15 protein-coding genes and 1 pseudogene are annotated in these 17,507 nt (G+C 68.7%); 6 read left to right on the top strand and 10 right to left on the bottom strand.

Going from position 1 to position 17,507, the window contains the following annotated elements; all coding sequences use genetic code 11:
- Together TSH20_RS35720 and ald are read right to left on the bottom strand one after the other, a co-directional pair.
- Positions 1-103, bottom strand: a pseudogene (locus tag TSH20_RS35720) (branched-chain amino acid ABC transporter permease LivH); the annotation flags it as partial.
- Positions 104-866: 763 nt separating this feature from the next.
- Positions 867-1,991 (bottom strand): alanine dehydrogenase, encoded by a 1,125-nt coding sequence (ald, locus tag TSH20_RS19230; protein ID WP_109076214.1) that lies wholly within the window; start codon positions 1,989-1,991, stop codon positions 867-869.
- Positions 1,992-2,191: 200 nt separating this feature from the next.
- Between ald and TSH20_RS19220 the strand changes: the two genes are divergently transcribed.
- On the top strand, positions 2,192-2,671 hold the full coding sequence (locus TSH20_RS19220) for an Lrp/AsnC family transcriptional regulator (RefSeq protein ID WP_109076213.1): 480 nt from the start codon (positions 2,192-2,194) through the stop codon (positions 2,669-2,671).
- Positions 2,672-3,080: 409 nt separating this feature from the next.
- Positions 3,081-3,503, top strand: a complete 423-nt coding sequence (rnk, locus tag TSH20_RS19215; RefSeq protein ID WP_247871704.1) for a nucleoside diphosphate kinase regulator — start codon at positions 3,081-3,083, stop codon at positions 3,501-3,503.
- Positions 3,504-3,649: 146 nt separating this feature from the next.
- On the opposite strand, the gene TSH20_RS19210 is transcribed toward rnk, so the two are convergent.
- The 4 genes from TSH20_RS19210 to TSH20_RS19195 form a co-directional block, all read right to left on the bottom strand.
- Positions 3,650-4,837, bottom strand: a complete 1,188-nt coding sequence (locus TSH20_RS19210) for a DNA polymerase IV (RefSeq protein ID WP_109076211.1) — start codon at positions 4,835-4,837, stop codon at positions 3,650-3,652.
- A gap of 227 nt (positions 4,838-5,064) precedes the next feature.
- Positions 5,065-5,385 carry a hypothetical protein gene (locus TSH20_RS19205; RefSeq protein ID WP_109076210.1) on the bottom strand — a complete coding sequence of 107 codons (321 nt, stop codon included), beginning with the start codon at positions 5,383-5,385 and terminating at the stop codon, positions 5,065-5,067.
- 39 nt (positions 5,386-5,424) lie between these two features.
- A complete protein-coding gene (locus TSH20_RS19200; RefSeq protein WP_109076209.1) occupies positions 5,425-6,138 on the bottom strand; it encodes a response regulator transcription factor in 714 nt (237 codons plus the stop codon).
- A gap of 53 nt (positions 6,139-6,191) precedes the next feature.
- Positions 6,192-9,734 (bottom strand): NahK/ErcS family hybrid sensor histidine kinase/response regulator, encoded by a 3,543-nt coding sequence (locus tag TSH20_RS19195; RefSeq protein WP_109076208.1) that lies wholly within the window; start codon positions 9,732-9,734, stop codon positions 6,192-6,194.
- 506 nt (positions 9,735-10,240) lie between these two features.
- Here TSH20_RS19195 and TSH20_RS19190 point away from each other — a divergent pair.
- Positions 10,241-10,492 carry a hypothetical protein gene (locus TSH20_RS19190; RefSeq protein ID WP_109076207.1) on the top strand — a complete coding sequence of 84 codons (252 nt, stop codon included), beginning with the start codon at positions 10,241-10,243 and terminating at the stop codon, positions 10,490-10,492.
- A 95-nt stretch (positions 10,493-10,587) separates the two neighbouring features.
- Here the strand turns inward: TSH20_RS19190 and TSH20_RS19185 are convergent, their stop codons facing one another.
- From TSH20_RS19185 to TSH20_RS19175, 3 genes are all read right to left on the bottom strand, one after another.
- Entirely contained in the window at positions 10,588-10,878 is a 291-nt protein-coding gene (locus TSH20_RS19185) for a hypothetical protein (protein WP_109076206.1), read from the bottom strand.
- A gap of 92 nt (positions 10,879-10,970) precedes the next feature.
- Positions 10,971-11,219 (bottom strand): hypothetical protein, encoded by a 249-nt coding sequence (locus tag TSH20_RS19180; RefSeq protein WP_109076205.1) that lies wholly within the window; start codon positions 11,217-11,219, stop codon positions 10,971-10,973.
- A 330-nt stretch (positions 11,220-11,549) separates the two neighbouring features.
- Complete coding sequence (locus TSH20_RS19175; protein ID WP_247871703.1) at positions 11,550-12,053, bottom strand: hypothetical protein; 504 nt, start codon at positions 12,051-12,053, stop codon at positions 11,550-11,552.
- Positions 12,054-12,357: 304 nt separating this feature from the next.
- Here TSH20_RS19175 and TSH20_RS19170 point away from each other — a divergent pair, with 304 nt between their 5' ends.
- The 3 genes from TSH20_RS19170 (at position 12,358) to TSH20_RS19160 (ending at position 14,493) form a co-directional block, all read left to right on the top strand.
- Positions 12,358-13,002 carry a DUF47 family protein gene (locus tag TSH20_RS19170; protein WP_109076203.1) on the top strand — a complete coding sequence of 215 codons (645 nt, stop codon included), beginning with the start codon at positions 12,358-12,360 and terminating at the stop codon, positions 13,000-13,002.
- 10 nt (positions 13,003-13,012) lie between these two features.
- Positions 13,013-14,026, top strand: coding sequence for an inorganic phosphate transporter (locus TSH20_RS19165; RefSeq protein WP_109076202.1), 1,014 nt, complete (start codon positions 13,013-13,015; stop codon positions 14,024-14,026).
- A 131-nt stretch (positions 14,027-14,157) separates the two neighbouring features.
- Entirely contained in the window at positions 14,158-14,493 is a 336-nt protein-coding gene (locus TSH20_RS19160; RefSeq protein WP_109076201.1) for a hypothetical protein, read from the top strand.
- Between the two features lie 37 nt (positions 14,494-14,530).
- Here TSH20_RS19160 and TSH20_RS19155 read toward each other — a convergent pair whose 3' ends face one another.
- The gene (locus TSH20_RS19155) at positions 14,531-17,341 is read right to left on the bottom strand and encodes a response regulator (protein WP_109076200.1); all 2,811 of its coding nucleotides are present in this window, start codon (positions 17,339-17,341) and stop codon (positions 14,531-14,533) included.
- Positions 17,342-17,507: the final 166 nt, after the last annotated feature.

The following is a 17,507-nucleotide window of genomic DNA, read 5'->3' as shown; positions in this document are numbered from 1 at the left end:
TCATGCCGATGATGCCGTACACCATCGTGTAGCCAATCGCGATCAGGCCGTAAATCGCCCCAAGCGACAAGCCGTTGATCAATTGCTGTATGAAATAATCCATCAGACAGGCTTCTCCCACTCTCCCAGGACACCGATTAGGCAGGCACGCGAGACTTGGTGCTCAAGACTTGAATTAAGCCGTGTGCGGCAGCGGAGTTCCGATCCGGATGAACGGGGGAGAACATCCAGGACCGAGGCAGGGGACGCTTGGAACCCCGCCGCCGCACCCGGTTCTTGCCGAAGCCCCGCCGGATGCGGGATCCGGCGGGGCTTCGGGCGAATTCGTTATCGGGGACCGCTGCGGGTCTGCGTCTGGCGGGTCTGAATGTGTCGGCTCGGAATCGTCCGGCGGCCCAAGGTCGGGCCTTCCGTCGTCCGGATATGCGACGACAGCGCGGGGGTGCGGTTCTGCACCCGAGCGGCGTTCCGTCGTTCGACCATAGCCAACAGCTCCCACTTGCGCGGCACGGCCGGCGGCCGTGGCGTCCCCACCGGCATCGCTGCCGGACATCTTGTTGTGAATCTCGGCTCAGATCGGACGGAATGACCGCCCGGTCCGGACCAGTCGGCAAAAGGCGCCGCGCCTTACCCTGTTCAAAACTGTTCTTTGTCTTCGGCCCCGGCACTTAGGTGCCGGTTGCGTATGCTGTCAGTTTTCTTGACACAGACAGGTAATGCAACTTGATCAGTAGGCGCAACACTCTCTTTCCGCGGGCCGAAAAAAACAACAATCATTCTGAACGCATGGAGATGTTCCGATGAAAATTTCTCGGATTTGTCTGTGTGGGAAACATCGTTCAGATCCTTGTCAACAGCTGTTCACATCATCCGCCGACTAGGTCTCGGGGGTCGGTGAAGGGCTGTCCCAGGGCCTCGGCCACCGCCCGATAGGTCAGCCGGCCGGCCTGGACGTTCAGCCCGGCCAGCAGGTGCGGATCCTCGGCCAGCGCCCGTTTCCAGCCCTTGCCGGCCAGCGCCTGGACGAAGGGCAGGGTGGCGTGGTTCAGCGCCTCCGTGCTGGTGCGGGCGACCGCGCCCGGCATGTTGGCGACGCAGTAGTGGACGACGCCGTCGACCACATAGGTCGGGTCGGAATGGGTGGTGGCGTGGCTGGTCTCGAAACAGCCGCCCTGGTCGATGGCGACGTCCACCAGCACCGACCCGCGGCGCATGCCGGCCAGCTGGTCGCGACGCACAAGCTTCGGCGCGGCGGCTCCCGGCACCAGCACGGCGCCGACCACCAGATCGGCGTCGGCGACCAGCCGGTCGAGCGCGTCGGCGGAGGCATAGACCGTCTTCAGCCGCGGCCCGAACAGGTCGTCGAGCTGGGCCAGCCGCGGCATCGACCGGTCGGCGATGGTGACGTCGGCGCCCAGCCCCATCGCCATGCGGGCGGCATTGGCGCCGACCACGCCGCCGCCGATGACCAGCACCTTGCCGGGCAGCACGCCGGGCACGCCGCCGAGCAGGATGCCGGAGCCGCCGTTGCTCTTCTGCAAGGCGACGGCGCCGACCTGGATCGCCATGCGGCCGGCGACCTCCGACATTGGTGCCAGCAGCGGCAGGCGGCCGGCGCGGTCGGTGACGGTTTCATAAGCGATGGCGGTGCAGCCGCTTTCCATCAGCAGCCGCGCCTGTTCGGGATCGGGGGCGAGGTGCAGGTAGGTGAACAGCACCTGATCCGGCCGCAGCCTGCGACATTCCGCCGGCTGCGGTTCCTTGACCTTCACGATAAGGTCGGCCTTCGCGAAGACCTCCTCGGCGGAGCCGGCGATCTCGGCCCCCGCCGCGCGGTAGGCCTCGTCGGAAAAGCCGATCTCGGCACCGGCGCCGCTCTGCACCAGCAGGGCATGGCCGTCCGCCGCCAGTTCGCGGACCGAGGCCGGCGTCAGCCCGACGCGGTACTCGTGGTTCTTGATTTCCTTGGGAACGCCGATGCGCGTGACCATGCGAGAACTCCCCGATCCGAGCGACTGCTCCAGCCAATCCGCCTGATCTGGTATCCGGGGAAACCATCGGTCTGGCTGATTGTCTCAGTAAAGTCACTATACGGCCGGCGGACGGAGAGAATCTCTGCAAAGCCTTGCATGAATCCCCCATAGTGTGGTGGTGCTTTCGCACGATCCTCCACGTCTTCGAATAAAGTTGCATGCACGCCCTGGATGCCCTGGACCACAAGATCCTGCGCCTTCTCCGCAAGGACGGCCGGATGAGCAACGCCAAGCTGGCGGCGGAGGTCGGGCTGTCGCCATCGGCCTGCCTGCGCCGCCTGCACATGCTGGAGCATTCCGGCGTGATCCGCGGCTATACCGCCATCATCGAAACGGCGGACGAGGAGCGGTCGGTGACGGTCATCGTCCAGATCACGCTCGAACGGCAGACCGACGATTACCTGCGCCGCTTCGACGCCGCCGTCCGCCGCTGTCCGGAGGTGCGGGAATGCTATCTGCTGTCGGGCAGTTCCGACTATCTGCTGCGGGTGGTGGCGCAGGACCCGGCCGATTACGACCGCATCTACAAGGACTCGTTGTCGCGCCTGCCCGGCGTGGTGCGCATCCAGTCGAGCTTCGCCATCCGCAGCGTGGTGCGGCCGGGCAGCCTGCCGGTGCTGGAGGAGCAGGCGGACTGACCGTTGAGGGAACGTCTTCCTCTCGCCCAAGGGGCAGGTTCGCTCAGGAAGGGCTTGCTTCAGGGAGTGGGGGCCGCGTGCCACCGTCGTGATCGTGTAATCCTTGAATTCCGGAGCGAACCTGTCCAAGCTCGGGGAACCATGACACTGCCGCCCCGCCATATCCGTAACCTCCTGCGTGCAGGCCGCGTTCACGCAGGCCCACTCGCCCCGGATCTGGTCGCCTGAGGCAAGGCCCCCGGACCGTCCGGGGCCAACATCGTCTCCAAATCCAAGAGAGCCGCTCGAACCGCATCCATGCGGTAGCGGGTTTATCACGTGCAACCGCTGCATGACCGATGAGGCGTCCACCGGGGGGCGCCGCCTGGCAGTCGGTTGTGCATGCCGAGAAAAGCGAAGGAAGACCTCGATGCGTTCCGCAGACCAGTTTCCGCCCATCGTGCTGACCGCCACCGACCATGACCGCCTCTCGGCTTTGGTGGAGGCCGTTTCCGAGAGGTTGCCCGATGTATACGCGTACCTCACGGTCGAACTGGAGCGCGCTGCGGTGATCGATGCCAGCGAACTCGTGACGACGGTGGTCACGATGGGCGCGCGCGTGGCGTTCCGGGACGAGGTGACCGGACAGGAGCGGACTGTCACCCTGGTTTATCCGGGTGATGCCGACCTCGCGGCCGGTCGGGTGTCGGTGCTGACCCCCATTGGCGCGGCCCTCATTGGCGTCGCGGAAGGACAGTCGATCACATGGTACACGCGCGATGGCGAGGCGAAGACCCTTACCGTTTTGGCGGTAGAGCCTTCCATTGCGGACAGGGGCGCCGTCGCCGCATGATCCGCGGTCGGACAGCGACTGCATGCAAGACGCTTCACAACCGCTTCGTCGGCTGGGCGGCTATAGCCTCGCGACGTTGCACCGGTTCGTGCCGTCCGATGGGAAACACGCCCTGTGCCAAGGCCGCTGATCTTTCATGTTCCCTCTCACCCGAACAGGTCCAGTTCCGGATCCGGCGCGGTTTCCGGGTGGGTCAGGTCGGTGCAGCCGATGCCGATCAGGCGGAAGGCGCGGCCGTCCACCTCGCGCTCCAGCAGGGCGATGCCGGCGGCGAGGATCGCGTCGGCCGAGCGGGTCGGCTCCACCCGGCGGGAGCGGGTCAGCTGCTGGAAATCCTTGGTCTTCAGCTTCAGAACCACGCTGCGGCCGAGCAGCCCCTCGCGCTCCAGCCGGCGGGCGACCTTGTCGGCCAGCGGGCGCAACTCCTGCGCCAGGGCGGGCAGGGTGGTGACGTCCCAGTCGAAGGTTTCCTCCGACGAGATGCTCTTGCTTGGCGACTCCGGATGCACCCGGCGGGAATCTTCGCCGCGGGCGTAGCTGTACAGCACCCGGCCCATGGCGCCGTAGCGCTTGACCAGCCAATGCTCGTCCTTGTCCTGCAGGTCGCCGACGCGGGTGATGCCGTCGGCGAACAGCTTGCGCTCCAGCGCCGGGCCGACGCCCCACAGGATGGTGACCCGCTTGGGCGCCAGGAAGGCCGCCGCCTCCGCCCGGCCCAGCGCCGAGAAGCCGCGCGGCTTGTCGAGGTCCGACGCGATCTTCGCCAGCAGCTTGTTGTAGCTGAGGCCGATCGAAGCGGTGATGCGCAGTTCCCGCTCGAAGCGGCGGACGATCTCCACCAGCGCCTGGGCCGGGCTGATGCTGAGGCGGTCCTCGACGCCGGTGAGGTCGAGATAGGCCTCGTCGATGCTGATCGGCTCGACCAGGGGGGTGAAGGCCTCCATGATCGCGCGGGCCTGATGGCCGACTTCCTTATACTTGGCGATGTTGGGGCGGATGATGGTGGCGTCGGGGCAGCGGTCCAGCGCCTCGCGGATCGTCATGGCGGAGCGCACGCCGGACATGCGCGCGACATAGCAGCAGGCGGCCACCACCCCGCGATGGTCGTCGCCACCGACGATCACCGGGCGGCTGGCCAGCTCCGGCCGGTCGCGCTTTTCCACGGTGGCATAGAAGCTGTCGCAGTCGATGTGGCCGATGGACAGGCTGTGCAGCTCCGCATGGCGGAACAGCCGCCGGCTGCCGCATTTCGGGCAGCGCGTCAGTTCACCCGGCTCTGCGCTTGGGGGGGCGGCGGCGCAGTCGCGGCAGACGCTGTGCAGGGCGGTGATCATCGTGGCGGCAGCTTAGCAAAGGCGCGTGCCAACCGCCAGCTTATGCGTACAAAGGAAGAACGGAGTGTCTTGTCGGAGACGCAATCCGTCCATCGGCCGTCATTCCCGCGAAGGCGGGAATCCAGACGGTTCAGCGGCTTACCTGCGGAGCTTGCTGGATCCCCGCCTTCGCGGGGATGACTACCGAAGAGCGTTGTCGAAGAGGGGTGAGTCTTGGGCGGGGTTGATCAGCGCGACGGCGACTTCGCCCGGTCGCCGGCGGCGATGCGCGAGGCGAGGGCCTGCAAGCCGCCCAGCAGCAGCTTCGCCATTGCCCAGTGGTAGAGGGCCGACCCTGCCAGGACCGCCAACAGCGCGCTCCAACCGCCGATCCAGCCGGCGAGCAGGGAAACGACAAGGGAGGCGGCGGCGGAGACGATCAGTGCCACCAGGATCGTCAACCCGTTGGCGCCGTTGATCCGGCCGAGGATCGCCGCCCGCTCCATCGCCGCGGCACCGAGCAGGACGACCAGCGACAGGGTCAGCGACAGGCTGAGCAGCAGGACCATGGCGGCGCTCGGGTTGCAGTCAGTGGAAAGAGGCGGGCATCACCGCAGCACATCTCCGCCCACTGCCAGCCGGCCGGCGACGACGGCGGCCTGGGTGCGGCTGACCACGTTCAGTTTGCGCAGAATGCTGGAGACGTGGACCTTCACCGTCTGCTCCGACACGTTCAGCTCGCCGGCGATCTGCTTGTTCAGCTTGCCGTCGACGATCATCGTCAGGATGCGCAGCTGCTGCGGCGACAGGGAGGCGAAGCGGCGGGCGGCGTCGGCCTCGTCGGCTTCCGACGAGGCGGCGGACAGCGGCGGCGCCCAGGTCTCGCCGGACAGGATGGCGCGGATGGCGTCGGCCATCGCCGGCATCGACAGCGATTTCGGGATGTAGCCCGAGGCGCCATAGGCGAGCGCCCGGCGGATGGTGTCGGAGTCCTGCAGGGCCGACAGGATGGCGACCGGCACGGTCGGGTGGTGGGCCAGCATCAGGAACAGGCCGGCGAAGCCGTTGGTGCCGGGCATGTTGAGGTCGAGAAGAACGAGGTCGATGTCGTCCGGCTGCCGTCCCACCGCGGTCATCACCGAGTCGAGGTCCGGGCATTCGATCACCCGCACCTCCGGCATCGCCTTGCCCAGCGCGTCGCGCAAGGCGGCCTGGACCAGCGGATGGTCGTCGCCGATGACGATCGTCGTTTCAGTGGCCGCTTCTGTAGCCGTCGCCTGTCCGGACGTCGTTGGTTCGCTTACCGCGCTGTCCTCGCCCATGGTTTCCGCACTCCCCCCATTTGCGGCCGCCCGGCTTTTGTCCGGTTCCGGCCTTATCGCTCGGCCACGGCCGCCGTCTGCAGCGCCGCCCCGTTCAGGAAGCGGCGCAAGGACGCCGGCTTCACCGGTTTGTAGAGCACGCCGCAGCCGCAACGCTCCGCCTCGGCCCGCACCGCTTCGGAACGGTCGGCGGTCAGCAGCAGCCCCTTGACCGGACGGTCCCACAATTCCCGCAACCGCTCCAGAACCGCAAGCCCCGTCTGGCCGTCACCGACGTGATAATCGACGCAGACCACGTCGGGAAGCGCCCCGTCGAAGGGAGCGAGCGCCGCCAGCGCCCCGGTGACGTCCGACGCCGTCGCCACCCGGCAGCCCCATTGGCCGAGCAGGGCGCGCAGGCCGGCGAGGATCGGCTCCTCATTGTCGATGCACAGGACCAGCAGCCCGGCGGACAGGGCGGCGGGGGTGGAGACCGGGCGGTCGACCGGGGTGGCGCGGGCCTGCTCCAACGGCACCTCCACCGCGAAGCCGGTGCCGCGCCCAACGGTGGAGCGCAGGGTGACGGGATGGCCGAGCAGCCGGGCGATGCGGTCGACGATGGCGAGGCCGAGGCCAAGACCCTTGTCGGCCGGGTTGCCGCCGCCATTCTCGCCGCCCAGCCGGCGGAACTCCTCGAACACCTCGCGGCGCTTGGCCTCGGGGATGCCGGGGCCGGTGTCCCACACCTCGATGCGCAGGCGGTCGCCATGAACAGGGTCGCGGCGCCGCCGGCAGCCGAGCAGCACCCGACCCTTCGGCGTGTAACGGATGGCGTTGGACAGGAAGTTCTGCAGGATGCGGCGCAGAAGCTGCGGGTCCGACCGCACCACGGCGCCGCATCCCACCACCTTCAGTCTCAACCCGCGTTCCTGCGCCAGGGCGGAGAACTCCACCCCCAGCCCGCCCAGCAGCTCGTCGATGGCGAAGCTGCGCATCTGCACCCGGACATTGCCGGCGTCCAGCGAGGAGATGTCGAGCAGCCCGCCCAGCAGCATCTCGGTCGAGCGCAAAGAAGCGGCGGCGTTGTCGATCATGCCGCATTCGGCCGACCGCTGCTCGGGCGTCGGCAGGGCCCCTCGCATGCTCTCCTCCAGCGCCGAGACGAACAGGCGGGCGGCGTTCAACGGCTGCAGCAGGTCGTGGCTGGCGGCGGCGAGGAAACGGGTCTTGCTGGCGTTGGCCGTCTCGGCCTCCGCCTTCGCCTGCTGGAGGGCGTCGGTGCGCTCCTGCACGCGCTGCTCCAGGCTTTCGTTGGCCTCGCGCAGGGCCTCGGCGGCGCGGTAGCGCTCGGTCACGTCGGTGTAGGTGGAGACGTAGCCGCCTTCCGGCAGCGGGTTGGCGACAATCTCCAGAACCGTGCCGTCGGGGCGGCGGCGCTCGTAACGGTAGGGCCATTGCTGGTTGGCGGTGTCGCGGTTGGTCAGCAGCGCCTTCATGTCGTGGGCGCTGTATTCGCCGCGCCGCTCGTTGAAGCGGACGAGGTCGGCGAAGGGCACGCCCACCCGCACCATGTCGGCCGGCAGGTCGAGCAGTTGCAGATAGCGCTGGTTCCAGGCGGCGATGCGGTAATCGGCGTCGATCACGCAGATGCCCTGGCCGATGTTCTCCAGCGTCGCCTGCAGCAGTTTCCGGTTGAAGCGCAGCGCCTCCGACGCCTCGTCCAGCATCGCCATGGCGTCGCCGCGCGACAACGAGCGGCCCTGCAGCGAGGCGGCCATCACCACCCGCGCCGACGCGGCGCCGATGGCGCCGGCGATCAGCGTCTCGGTGAAGCGGACGGCGTCGAGGTCGGCCGGGCCAGCCTCGCCCTTGCGGCCGGCGGCATAAGCGTCGAAGGCGGCGTTGCCGCGCTCCGCCCCGACGAAGCGGATGGCGAGCGCGCGCAGGTCGGCCAGCTTGGCGAGAGCCTGCGGGGTGTCGTCCTCGTCCCGGTCGGCGGTGGCGGTGGTGTAGAAGACGGCCTGGGTGCGCTCCACCGCGCTGGGGCGGGCCAGCAGCGATCCGGCGACGAAGGCGACCAGGTTGGCGAGCAGGCTCCACAGGCTGGCGTGGGAGATGGGGTCCAGCCCGTCGATCCCGAACAGCGCCTGCGGGCGCAGCCAGCCGATGCCCCAGGGACCGAAATCCAGGAAATCGGCCGACACCGGGATGATGCCGCCCATCGACGGCACCAGCAGCGTGTAGACCCACAGCAGGAAGCCAGCGCCCAGCCCCGCCAGCGCCCCCACCCGGTTGGCGCGCGGCCAGTAGAGCCCGCCGAAATAGGCCGGCCCGAACTGCGCCACCGCGACGAAGGACAGGAGGCCGATGACGGTCAGCGGGTAATCGCGGTCGACCAGCCGGTGCATGATATAGGCGAGCAGCAGGATCCCCAGCACCGACAGCCGCCGCACCAGCAGCAGCGTGCCGACCATGTCGCGCCGGCCGACGCGGGCGGCGAAGCGGGGACGGCTGAGCAGCAGCGGCATCACCACGTCGTTGCACAGCATGGTGCTGAGCGACACCGCCGCGACGATGACCATGCCGGTTGCCGCCGACAGGCCGCCGATGAAGGACAGCAGGCTGAAGCCGCCGGCCCCCGCCGCGATGGGCAGGGTGATCATGAAGGTGTCGGGGTTGATGCCATCTCCGAAGGTGATCAGACCGGCCACCGCGATGGGGATCATCAGGGCGCTGAGCGCCAGCAGGTAGGTCGGGTACATCCAGGCGGCGGCGCGCAGATGGCGGGGGCTGTCGTTCTCGACCGTCATCACATGGTACATCTGCGGCAGGCAGAGGAAGGCGATGATCGAGATCGCCGTGTTCGACCACCAGGTCGGGTCGGTGAAGTCGGGCGACAGCAGCGGGTCGGCCTGCGGCCGGGCGAGCAGGTCGGTGTAACCGTCGAACATGCCCCAGACGATGAAGGCCGCCACCGCCACGAAGACGGTCAGCTTCACCAGACTCTCGAAGGCGATGGCCAGCATCAGACCGCGGTGATGCTCGCTGGCGTTGATGTGGCGGACGCCGAACAGGATGGTGAAGACCGCCATCGACAGCGCCACAGCGAAGGCGGTGTCGCCCCAGATCGGCGGCGGCAGGGCGGCCGGGGCGGCCAGCGAGGGCGCCGTCAGCACGTCGAAGCTGGCGGCCACCGCCTTCAGCTGAAGCGCGATGTAGGGCAGCACGCCGACCAGCGCGGTCAGCGTCACCAGCGCCGCCACCGCCTGGCTCTTGCCATAGCGGGCACCGATGAAGTCAGCGATGGAAGTGACGTTCTGCGCCTTGGTGATGGCGATGGTCTTGGTCAGCACCGGCCGCGCCGCCAGCAGCAGGATCATCGGCGCCAGATAGATCGGCAGGAAATCGAAGCCGCTGGCCGACGCCCGCCCGACCGAGCCGTAGAAGCTCCAACTGGTGTTGTAGATGCACAGAGTCAGCGCATAGAGGATGGCGGCCGTCCGCGGCGACGCCGACAGCAGCCCACCCCCGGCGGTGCGGCGGTCGCCCCACCAGGCGATGGCGAACAGCACCCCCAGATAGGCCGCCGAAACGGCCAGCACCAGCCAACTCTGCACGACCGACGGACCTGTTGTGGGAGGGAAGGAATCTCCCTCTCCCGTCCCGGGAGAGGGCATGGGAGCGAGCCTATCTCAATGCTCCAGCCGCCAACAACGGCCGGGCTCGATGTTGCCCAAAAACTGTGCAGCGCTGAACGAAGGTAGGGGGCGCACATGGTTCGGCGTTCGAACTATTCTGCGCCTGCCGGACGCCGCCGTCCCGGTCGCCGCTGGTGCGACGGCCGGCGTTCCTGCTCCCGGCCTTGGGCATCCGCTCAGGGTCGGGATCGCTGAAGCGGCCGTTTCCGTCTCCTCCCTCGTACGGGGACGGCCGCTTCCGCGCTTCCCGTTTTGGACCGGAAGCGTGGGGCAAACGGGGGTCCCGGTCGGTTTACTGCGTCGTCCTCGCTGGGAAAGCGCCACGAACGGTCCAATCTATGGCAAGATGGTCCATCGTGAGGGAGACCGGCCGTCGGTGCCGGACCCGGTGCGTGGCCTGAAACGGAAGACGGACGCCCAACAGAATGCTGATCGACGCCTATTTGGGATTCCGGGTCGGGGACGTGGTCCTTGACCGTGCGGAACTGGCGGCCGGCACCGCCACCATCAAGGAAATCCACGTCGTTCCCTGTGACTGGGCGCATGGCCTGACCGGCATCGCCGTCATGGAGAATGGTGCCGAGCGTTTCATCGTCCAGTTGAAGAAGGTGCGCCCAGCCGAGGAAGAGGTCGAGACCGAAAGCAACGTCCGGCCGCTGCGGCATCGCGCACGCTGAACGGCTCCCGCAATCGCCGAAAACGAACAGGCCCGCCGCCCCGGATCGGAGCGGCGGGCCTTCGTTTTCTCGGCGCCGGCGGAGTCGCCGGCCGCTCAGTGGCGAAGCTGGACGCGCCCGCCGTTCCTGCGCGCGTCGTCGACGCTGGCGATGACGGGAAGGCCGCGCAGGAAGGCGGCGCCGGTGTCGGTCGCCTCGAACAGGACATGGCCCTGGCGGTCCTGGCCGCGGAAACGGGCCTCGGTCGCCATGCCGGCATTGCGGACGGCGGCCGACAGTTCGGACACGGCCCTCCAGATGCGGGCGCGGTGTTCGGCGGCGCTGGCGCAACCGGTCGCATCCGCGACGGCCAGCGTTACGGTGAAGGAATGAAGCTCGATCGCCATGGTGGCACCACGGAACTTGGAGTGCGGGATTGGAAAACCCGGATCGTTCCGGCCATCGCCGGATACGGTGCCGGCCCTAGGGATCGAGAAACTCAGTCGTAACGGGGAAGCTTCGACAGGACGATGTCGCTGATGAGGCCGCGGAGCTGGCTGACCGGGAGCTGTTCGACCGGAATGCAGACGGCGCGGGCGTAGGTCTCGCACACGTGCCAGGCGTGGTCGGGTTCGACCAGGATGTGCCGGGCAAGATCTTGGTCATCGGCGTTCGCCCGACCGGGGAGCGCCTTTTCACAAGCCAGGACGGTTTGAACCATGTCGCTGGCCAGACTGTGCAGATTCATGGATGGCACCTTCCCATGTTCGGGAATTTGTTGGGAACACGAACAGACTAGACCTTCGGACCGGTTTCCACAACGGTGCCTATGACGTTCGGCTGTGACAATTCAACGATGGTGCCACATCGCACGTCCCGGCGCCCGTTTCGGCGAAAACGCTTTGACGATGCCGCCGCAGGCCGGCCGATACCAGCATGAACATAGGTCGGGGCGAATTATTCCGCCTGTGACCGTTTCGCGGGTCTGACGCGGCAAATTCCGGCCCGATCCTTCGGCAATCCCCTCTTGCGCCGGGAGCGGTTTTGCCCATGGGGTGGAGGCGGCGATTGCCGCCGGTCAGGTCCGGATCAGGCCGTCCTGCTTCGGCGGGGCCGGGGCCGGGGTTGGAACCGGAGCCGGGGTGGCGGGCGGCGAAAGCTGCCAAGTGTCCAGCGCGCGCCTCAGCGCGTCCAGCCCGGCGCCGGCGGAGGATTTCGCCTCGTCGGCGGCGCGGGTGATGGCGGCGCAGAGCGCGGCGCGGCGTTGCGGGTCGTCGCGGCTTTCCTCCAGCGCACGGCCGAGATCATCGGTCGTGTCGCCGCCCCTGGCATCGGGCTGCGCCGTTTTCGGGTCGATGCCCAGCAGCGGCAGCAGATATTCCCGCCCCTTCTCGCGCGCCACCGCCACCGCCTTGTCGCCGAACCGCTCCGCCGCCGCCAGACCGGTGTCCCAGGCGCCGAGCGCGGCCGAGACGGTGGGGCTGCAGCGGCCGGCCGGTTCCTCCGCGGGAGGTGCCGCGGGAGGTGCCGTCTGGGCGTGCAGCGGCGCGGCGCTCAGCAGCAGGGCGATGATTGCTGGCAACGCAAGGTATCGGAATTGATTGGTCGGGCACGTCATGCGGGAGGACCTGCGGTCGAAGAGGGGGCTTCGGGAGATTTGGGGAGGCGGCGGGCGGCTTTCCATGGCCCCCCTCATGGCGCGCGGTCCGGCCGGTGCGGTGGCGGGAAAAGCGGCGAAATGCCGCGACCTGTGGCGATTTTGCTACCGAATGACGTTTTCATGGCGTTTACATGACATGCCGCCGCTGCACCGCACCGCGAAGCGTGGTAAGAGCAGCCCGAAATCTCACCAGTCCCCTATCCAGATACAGGCGAGTCACCGTCCCATGCTGCTGCGCGCATTCCGTTCGCTGATGCCGAAGGAGGAACGCTTCGTCGACCAGTTCGTCGAGCAGGCCCGTCACATCGTGGCCGCCGCTGCTGCCCTGGAAGCGGTGATGGACGCAGGACCGGACGACCGCACGCAGAAGATCGCGGCGCTGAAGCGGGTGGAGAAGGACGCCGACCGCGTCGCCAAGGATGCGGGGCGCGACCTGCACCGCGCCTTCATCACGCCGTTCGACCGGTCGGACATCCTGTCGCTGATCAACGCGCTGGACGACGCCATCGACCTGATGGACGAGGTGCCGCGCCATGCCGGCCTGTACGGCGTCGAGGTGTTCGACGAGCCGATGCGCCGCTTCGTCGCCCTGATCCGCCAGCAGGCCGACGTGCTGCTGGAACTGATGCCGCTCCTGGGCGCCATCGCCCGCAACGCCGAACGGATCGACCATCTCTGCGGCCGGCTGTCCGATCTGGAGGACGAGGCCGACGACGTGCTGCGCGAGGCGCTGAAGGCGCTGATCGCGGAGAAGCCGGACATGATCGCCTTCCTCGGCCGGCGCGAGTTGTACGAGATGCTGGAGGCGGTGACCGACCGCTGCGACGACGTCGGCGACCTTGTCGCGGGCATCACGCTCGATCAGGTCTGAGGCCGCGTCGATGGAGGCCCTGCAACTCGGTCTGCCGGCGATCGTCCTCATCATTCTGGTGGCGCTCGCCTTCGACTTCATCAACGGCCTGCACGACGCGGCGAACTCCATCGCCACCGTGGTGTCGACCCGCGTGCTGTCGCCCAAGCTGGCGGTCCTGTGGGCGGCCTTCTTCAACTTCATCGCCTTCCTGTTCTTCGGCCTGCATGTCGCCACCACCATCGGCACCGGGCTGGTCGATCCGCTGGTGATGGACCCGGCGGTGATCCTGGCGGCGCTGATCGGCGCCATCGGCTGGAACCTGATCACCTGGTATCTCGGGCTGCCGTCCTCCTCGTCGCACGCGCTGGTCGGCGGCATCGCCGGGGCCGGCATCGCCAAGGCGGGATTCGGCGCCATCGTCGCCAGCGGCTTCACCAAGACGGCGGTCGCCATCGTGCTGTCGCCCGGCATCGGCCTGCTGCTGGCGCTGTTCCTGATGCTGGTGGCGTCCTGGGCGCTGCGCCGGGCCGCTCCCTTCACGGTCGACCGCCAGTTCCGCCATCTGCAACTGGTGTCGGCGGCGCTCTACAGCCTGGGCCATGGCGGCAACGACGCGCAGAAGACGATGGGCATCATCGCCGTGCTGCTGTTCAGCCAGGGCATGCTGGGCGATACCTTCCACGTCCCCTTCTGGGTCATCATCGCCTGCCAGCTGGCGATGGGGATGGGCACGATGATGGGCGGCTGGCGCATCGTCCGCACCATGGGCTCGCGCATCACCGACCTGAAGCCCTATCAGGGCTTCTGCGCCGAGACGGCGGGCGCCATCACCCTGTTCGGCGCGACGTGGCTGGGCATTCCGGTGTCGACCACCCACACCATCACCGGCGCGATCGTCGGCGTCGGCTCCGCCCGCCGCACCTCGGCGGTGCGCTGGGGGCTGGCGGGCCGAATCGTCTGGGCCTGGGTGCTGACGATTCCCGCCTCCGGCATCGTCGCCTGGCTGTCCTACCTGCTGGTCGCCGCCCTGCTGCGCCCGTAAGGGCGCCTTTCCGGGGGGAGAACGCCCGCAGAACGATGGGGCGAACGGATAAGCCCTTCGTGATGCAGCGCGGCCTTGACCCGCAAGGGCGGGAACGGCAGGATCGGTGCGGTGGAGACAGGATACCGGTCATGCCGCATATCGAACGCACCGATCAAGGTGAGCAGTATGTGTTTCCCGGCACCGAACGCCGGACGGTCCCCGGCTTGCCCTATGCGGCGGAAGCCGACGGCCAGCTGACCCTGCATTTCTACGCCCCGCCCGAGAAGTCCGAACGCCGCCCCCGCCCGACCTCGGCGCGCGCGTTGTCGTCCACGCCCCTGCCGGTGACGGCGCTTCCGGCCAACGCGGCGATGCCCCCCGCGATGGCGCAGGCGCAGACGGCGCCGGCGGCGACCGACTCCGCGCCGCAGAGCCTGTTCGGCCGCCGGCTCGCCCATTTCCCGCGGGTGTTCGACCAGCCCTGAGCGGTTTCAGGCTGAGCGGCTTCAGGCTGCGCCGACCTCAGGCGGTGCCGGTGCGGCTCCGCGTGGCGTCCAGCATGCGGGCGACCTGACGCAGCAGGACCTCGCGATCATAGGGCTTGCCGACATGCCCGTTCATCCCGGCCTCGCGGCATTCGCGCCGTTCCTCCTGGGACGAACCGGCGGTCAGCGCCAGGATCGGCAGGTCGCCGCGCGGCGGCGGCATCGCGCGGATGGCGCGGCTCGCCTCCAGCCCATCCATGCCCGGCATCTGCACGTCCATCAGCACGAGGTCGTAGTCGCCGGCTTCCACCGCCTCCACCGCCGCGGCTCCGTCGGCCACCAGATCGATGGCGTAACCGCTGTCGCGGAACAGGGCGGCCAGCAGTTCGCGGTTGATCGGCAGATCCTCGGCGATCAGCAGGCGCGGCGGTCCGGGGGAGCGTTCTTCGGTGGCAGGGGCGGTCGGATGGGCGGCGGGACGGGCCGCGGGGGACGGGGAGGGCCGACCGGTGGCCGTTGCCGGACGTGCGGCGCCGCCTTGCCGGGCGGCGATGCGGGCGAGCTGTCGGTGCAGGTCGTCGATGGCGAAGGGCTTGGCGATCATCGCGACGTCGGGGCCGAAGGCGGACGGGGTGCCGGCGGCATGGGCGGCGAAGCCGGAGGCCAGCAGCACCGGCAGGCCGGGGCGCATGCGGGCGGCGTGCCGCGCCAGTTCCGTCCCGTCCATGCCCGGCGGCATGACGACGTCGCTCAGCAGCAGGTCCAGCGGCTCAGGCCCGTCCAGCACCACCAGCGCTTCGTTGGCGTTGGCCGCCGCGATCACCCGATGCCCCCAGCCGCGCAGCAGCCCGGCCACCATGTCGCGCACCGTCGGGTCGTCATCCACCAGCAGGACCGACAGCGGCCCGGAGGACGGCGCCCAGGACGGAACGGAGGCCGGACCGGGAGGCGGCGCGGCAGAGTCCAGGGTGGTATTCAGGGCAGTATCCAGGGCGGTCTTCGGGGCAATGTCCGGGACGGAATCCGGGGCGGGGGGCCTGACCGGCGGCGTCCCTGTCTCCCTGGGGGCCGGCTCCGCCGGAAGCAGGCGGCTCGCCGGCAGGCGCACCGTCACCGTGGTGCCGACGCCCAGCGTGCTGCGCAGAGAGAGGGTGCCGCCATGCAGTTCGACCAGCCGTTTGGTCAGGGGCAGGCCCAGCCCGGCGCCCTCCACCTCGCGGTTGGCGGCGTTCCCGGCACGGGCGAAGGGCTCCAGTACGCGGTCGAGATCCTCGGCCGGGATGCCAAGCCCGGTGTCGATGACGCGGATCACCGGCGCGCCGTCGTCCAGCGCGGCGGACAGCGTCACCGACCCGCCCGACGGCGTGTATTTCACCGCGTTGGCGATCAGGTTCAGCAGGATCTGGCGGATGCGGCGGTCGTCGCCGTGCAGGTTGCGCACCGCCGGTTCCACCACCGCCGACAGAAGCACGCCGGCGTGCTCGGCCCGCGGGGTCAGCATGCGCACGGCGAAATCGGCGGCATCCTCCAGGTCGCAAGGTCCTTCCTCGAGCGTCAGCGCCCCGGCTTCCGCCCGCGCGTGGTCGAGGATCTCGTTGATCAGTTCCAGCACATGCTGGCCGGAATCGCGGACATTGGCGGCATATTGCCGGTAGGAGGGCGTGCCGACCGGCCCTTCCGCCTCGCGGGCGATCAGGTCGGAGAAGCCGATCACCGCGTTCAGCGGCGTGCGCAACTCGTGGCTCAGGCCGGCCAGGAACTCGCTCTTGTCATGGTTGGCGGCCTCGGCGGCCCGGCGCGCGGTCTCCGCCATGTCGCGGGCCTTGTCCAGCTCGGCGGCGAGTCGCGCGGTCTCGTCGCGCTCGGCGCTGGTCCGCTCCACGGCGCTGTGCGCCTCGGCCAGCGCCACCTGCGCCTTGCGCTCGCGGTCGAGGTAGCGCAGGCCCCAGCCCAGCATCGCCAGGATCGCCAGCAACCCGACGATCGTCTCCAACACCGTGTGCAGGGTACGGGTGCGCCAGTCGGCCATCGCCTCGTCCCGGCCGATGCCGGTCAGCACCACCAGACCATAATCGCGCACCGTCCGGTAGGCGGCGATGCGCGACACCCCGTCCAGCACCGATTGCAGCAGGAACTGCCCTTCCGGCGCCTCACGCAGCTTGGATTGGAACAGCAGCCCGCCGGCCACCGATTTGCCTGCCGACTCCAGGGTGGCCGGGCGGCGGGCGATGACCTCGCCGGCCGGGCCGTAGACGCCGATCAGCGGATCGAACTCGACACCCAGCAGGGCGTAGAAATCTGTCAGCGAGTCCACCCGGATCGTTGCCGACGCCATCCCGACGAAACGCCCTTCATCGTCATACAGGGGACGCGAGACCGGGAAGACCGGAGGCTGGCCGCCGCTGCGGACGGTCTGCGCCGCACCGACATGCAGGCGCGCGCCGCCGCGCAGGGCCTCCAGCCCGGACGGATCGGCGAAGTCGGCGATGCGGTTGGGAAAGCTGGCCGATTCGAGGACGGCCCGGCCGTCGGCGTCATAGATCCAGATGGCGTCGGCGCCCTCGACCTGGGCGGCATATTCGCGCAGCCGGGTCCAATGTTTCAGGTCGCGGACCTTCTGCGGGCCGCCGGCTTCCGCCACCATCGCAGCGGTCTGGTCGAGCGCAACGTCGGCGGTGCGCACCGTGCGGTGGACATGGTCGTCGACCAGCCGGGCCATGTCCCGGACCATGGCGAAGCGGCGCTGCAGCGTGTCCTGGTAATCGTGGTAGATCCGGTGGCCCGCATTGCCCGCCAACGCGGCCAGCACCACGACCATCACCAGCGCGCCCCGTAGGAAGCGTCCCACGAATCCCCCTTCTTATGCGGCCCTTATGTGCCGCCCTCATGTCCCAATGCGCGGTGCGGCCCGAACAATGCTTCAGGCTCAAACTATCACGAATCCGGGCGGTCGGATGCCGGATTCGACCGGGCGGACCCTTGGGGTTTGTCCTGATGGCCCGCCGATTTTCGGA

Origin of the sequence: Azospirillum sp. TSH20 (assembly GCF_003115935.1) — a bacterium.
Classification (GTDB): domain Bacteria; phylum Pseudomonadota; class Alphaproteobacteria; order Azospirillales; family Azospirillaceae; genus Azospirillum.
This window is presented reverse-complemented; position numbering and strand designations above follow the sequence as displayed.

Bases quoted from the DNA above. Each gene is read 5' to 3' on its own strand.
- TSH20_RS19185 (WP_109076206.1), bottom strand. From the start codon at position 10,878: ATGGCGATCGAGCTTCATTCCTTCACCGTAACGCTGGCCGTCGCGGAT.
- TSH20_RS19160 (WP_109076201.1), top strand. From the start codon at position 14,158: ATGCCGCATATCGAACGCACCGATCAAGGTGAGCAGTATGTGTTTCCC.
- TSH20_RS19200 (WP_109076209.1), bottom strand. From the start codon at position 6,138: ATGGGCGAGGACAGCGCGGTAAGCGAACCAACGACGTCCGGACAGGCG.
- TSH20_RS19165 (WP_109076202.1), top strand. From the start codon at position 13,013: ATGGAGGCCCTGCAACTCGGTCTGCCGGCGATCGTCCTCATCATTCTG.
- TSH20_RS19170 (WP_109076203.1), top strand. From the start codon at position 12,358: ATGCTGCTGCGCGCATTCCGTTCGCTGATGCCGAAGGAGGAACGCTTC.
- TSH20_RS19220 (WP_109076213.1), top strand. From the start codon at position 2,192: ATGCACGCCCTGGATGCCCTGGACCACAAGATCCTGCGCCTTCTCCGC.
- TSH20_RS19180 (WP_109076205.1), bottom strand. From the start codon at position 11,219: ATGAATCTGCACAGTCTGGCCAGCGACATGGTTCAAACCGTCCTGGCT.
- TSH20_RS19190 (WP_109076207.1), top strand. From the start codon at position 10,241: ATGCTGATCGACGCCTATTTGGGATTCCGGGTCGGGGACGTGGTCCTT.
- ald (WP_109076214.1), bottom strand. From the start codon at position 1,991: ATGGTCACGCGCATCGGCGTTCCCAAGGAAATCAAGAACCACGAGTAC.
- TSH20_RS19210 (WP_109076211.1), bottom strand. From the start codon at position 4,837: ATGATCACCGCCCTGCACAGCGTCTGCCGCGACTGCGCCGCCGCCCCC.
- TSH20_RS19205 (WP_109076210.1), bottom strand. From the start codon at position 5,385: ATGGTCCTGCTGCTCAGCCTGTCGCTGACCCTGTCGCTGGTCGTCCTG.
- rnk (WP_247871704.1), top strand. From the start codon at position 3,081: ATGCGTTCCGCAGACCAGTTTCCGCCCATCGTGCTGACCGCCACCGAC.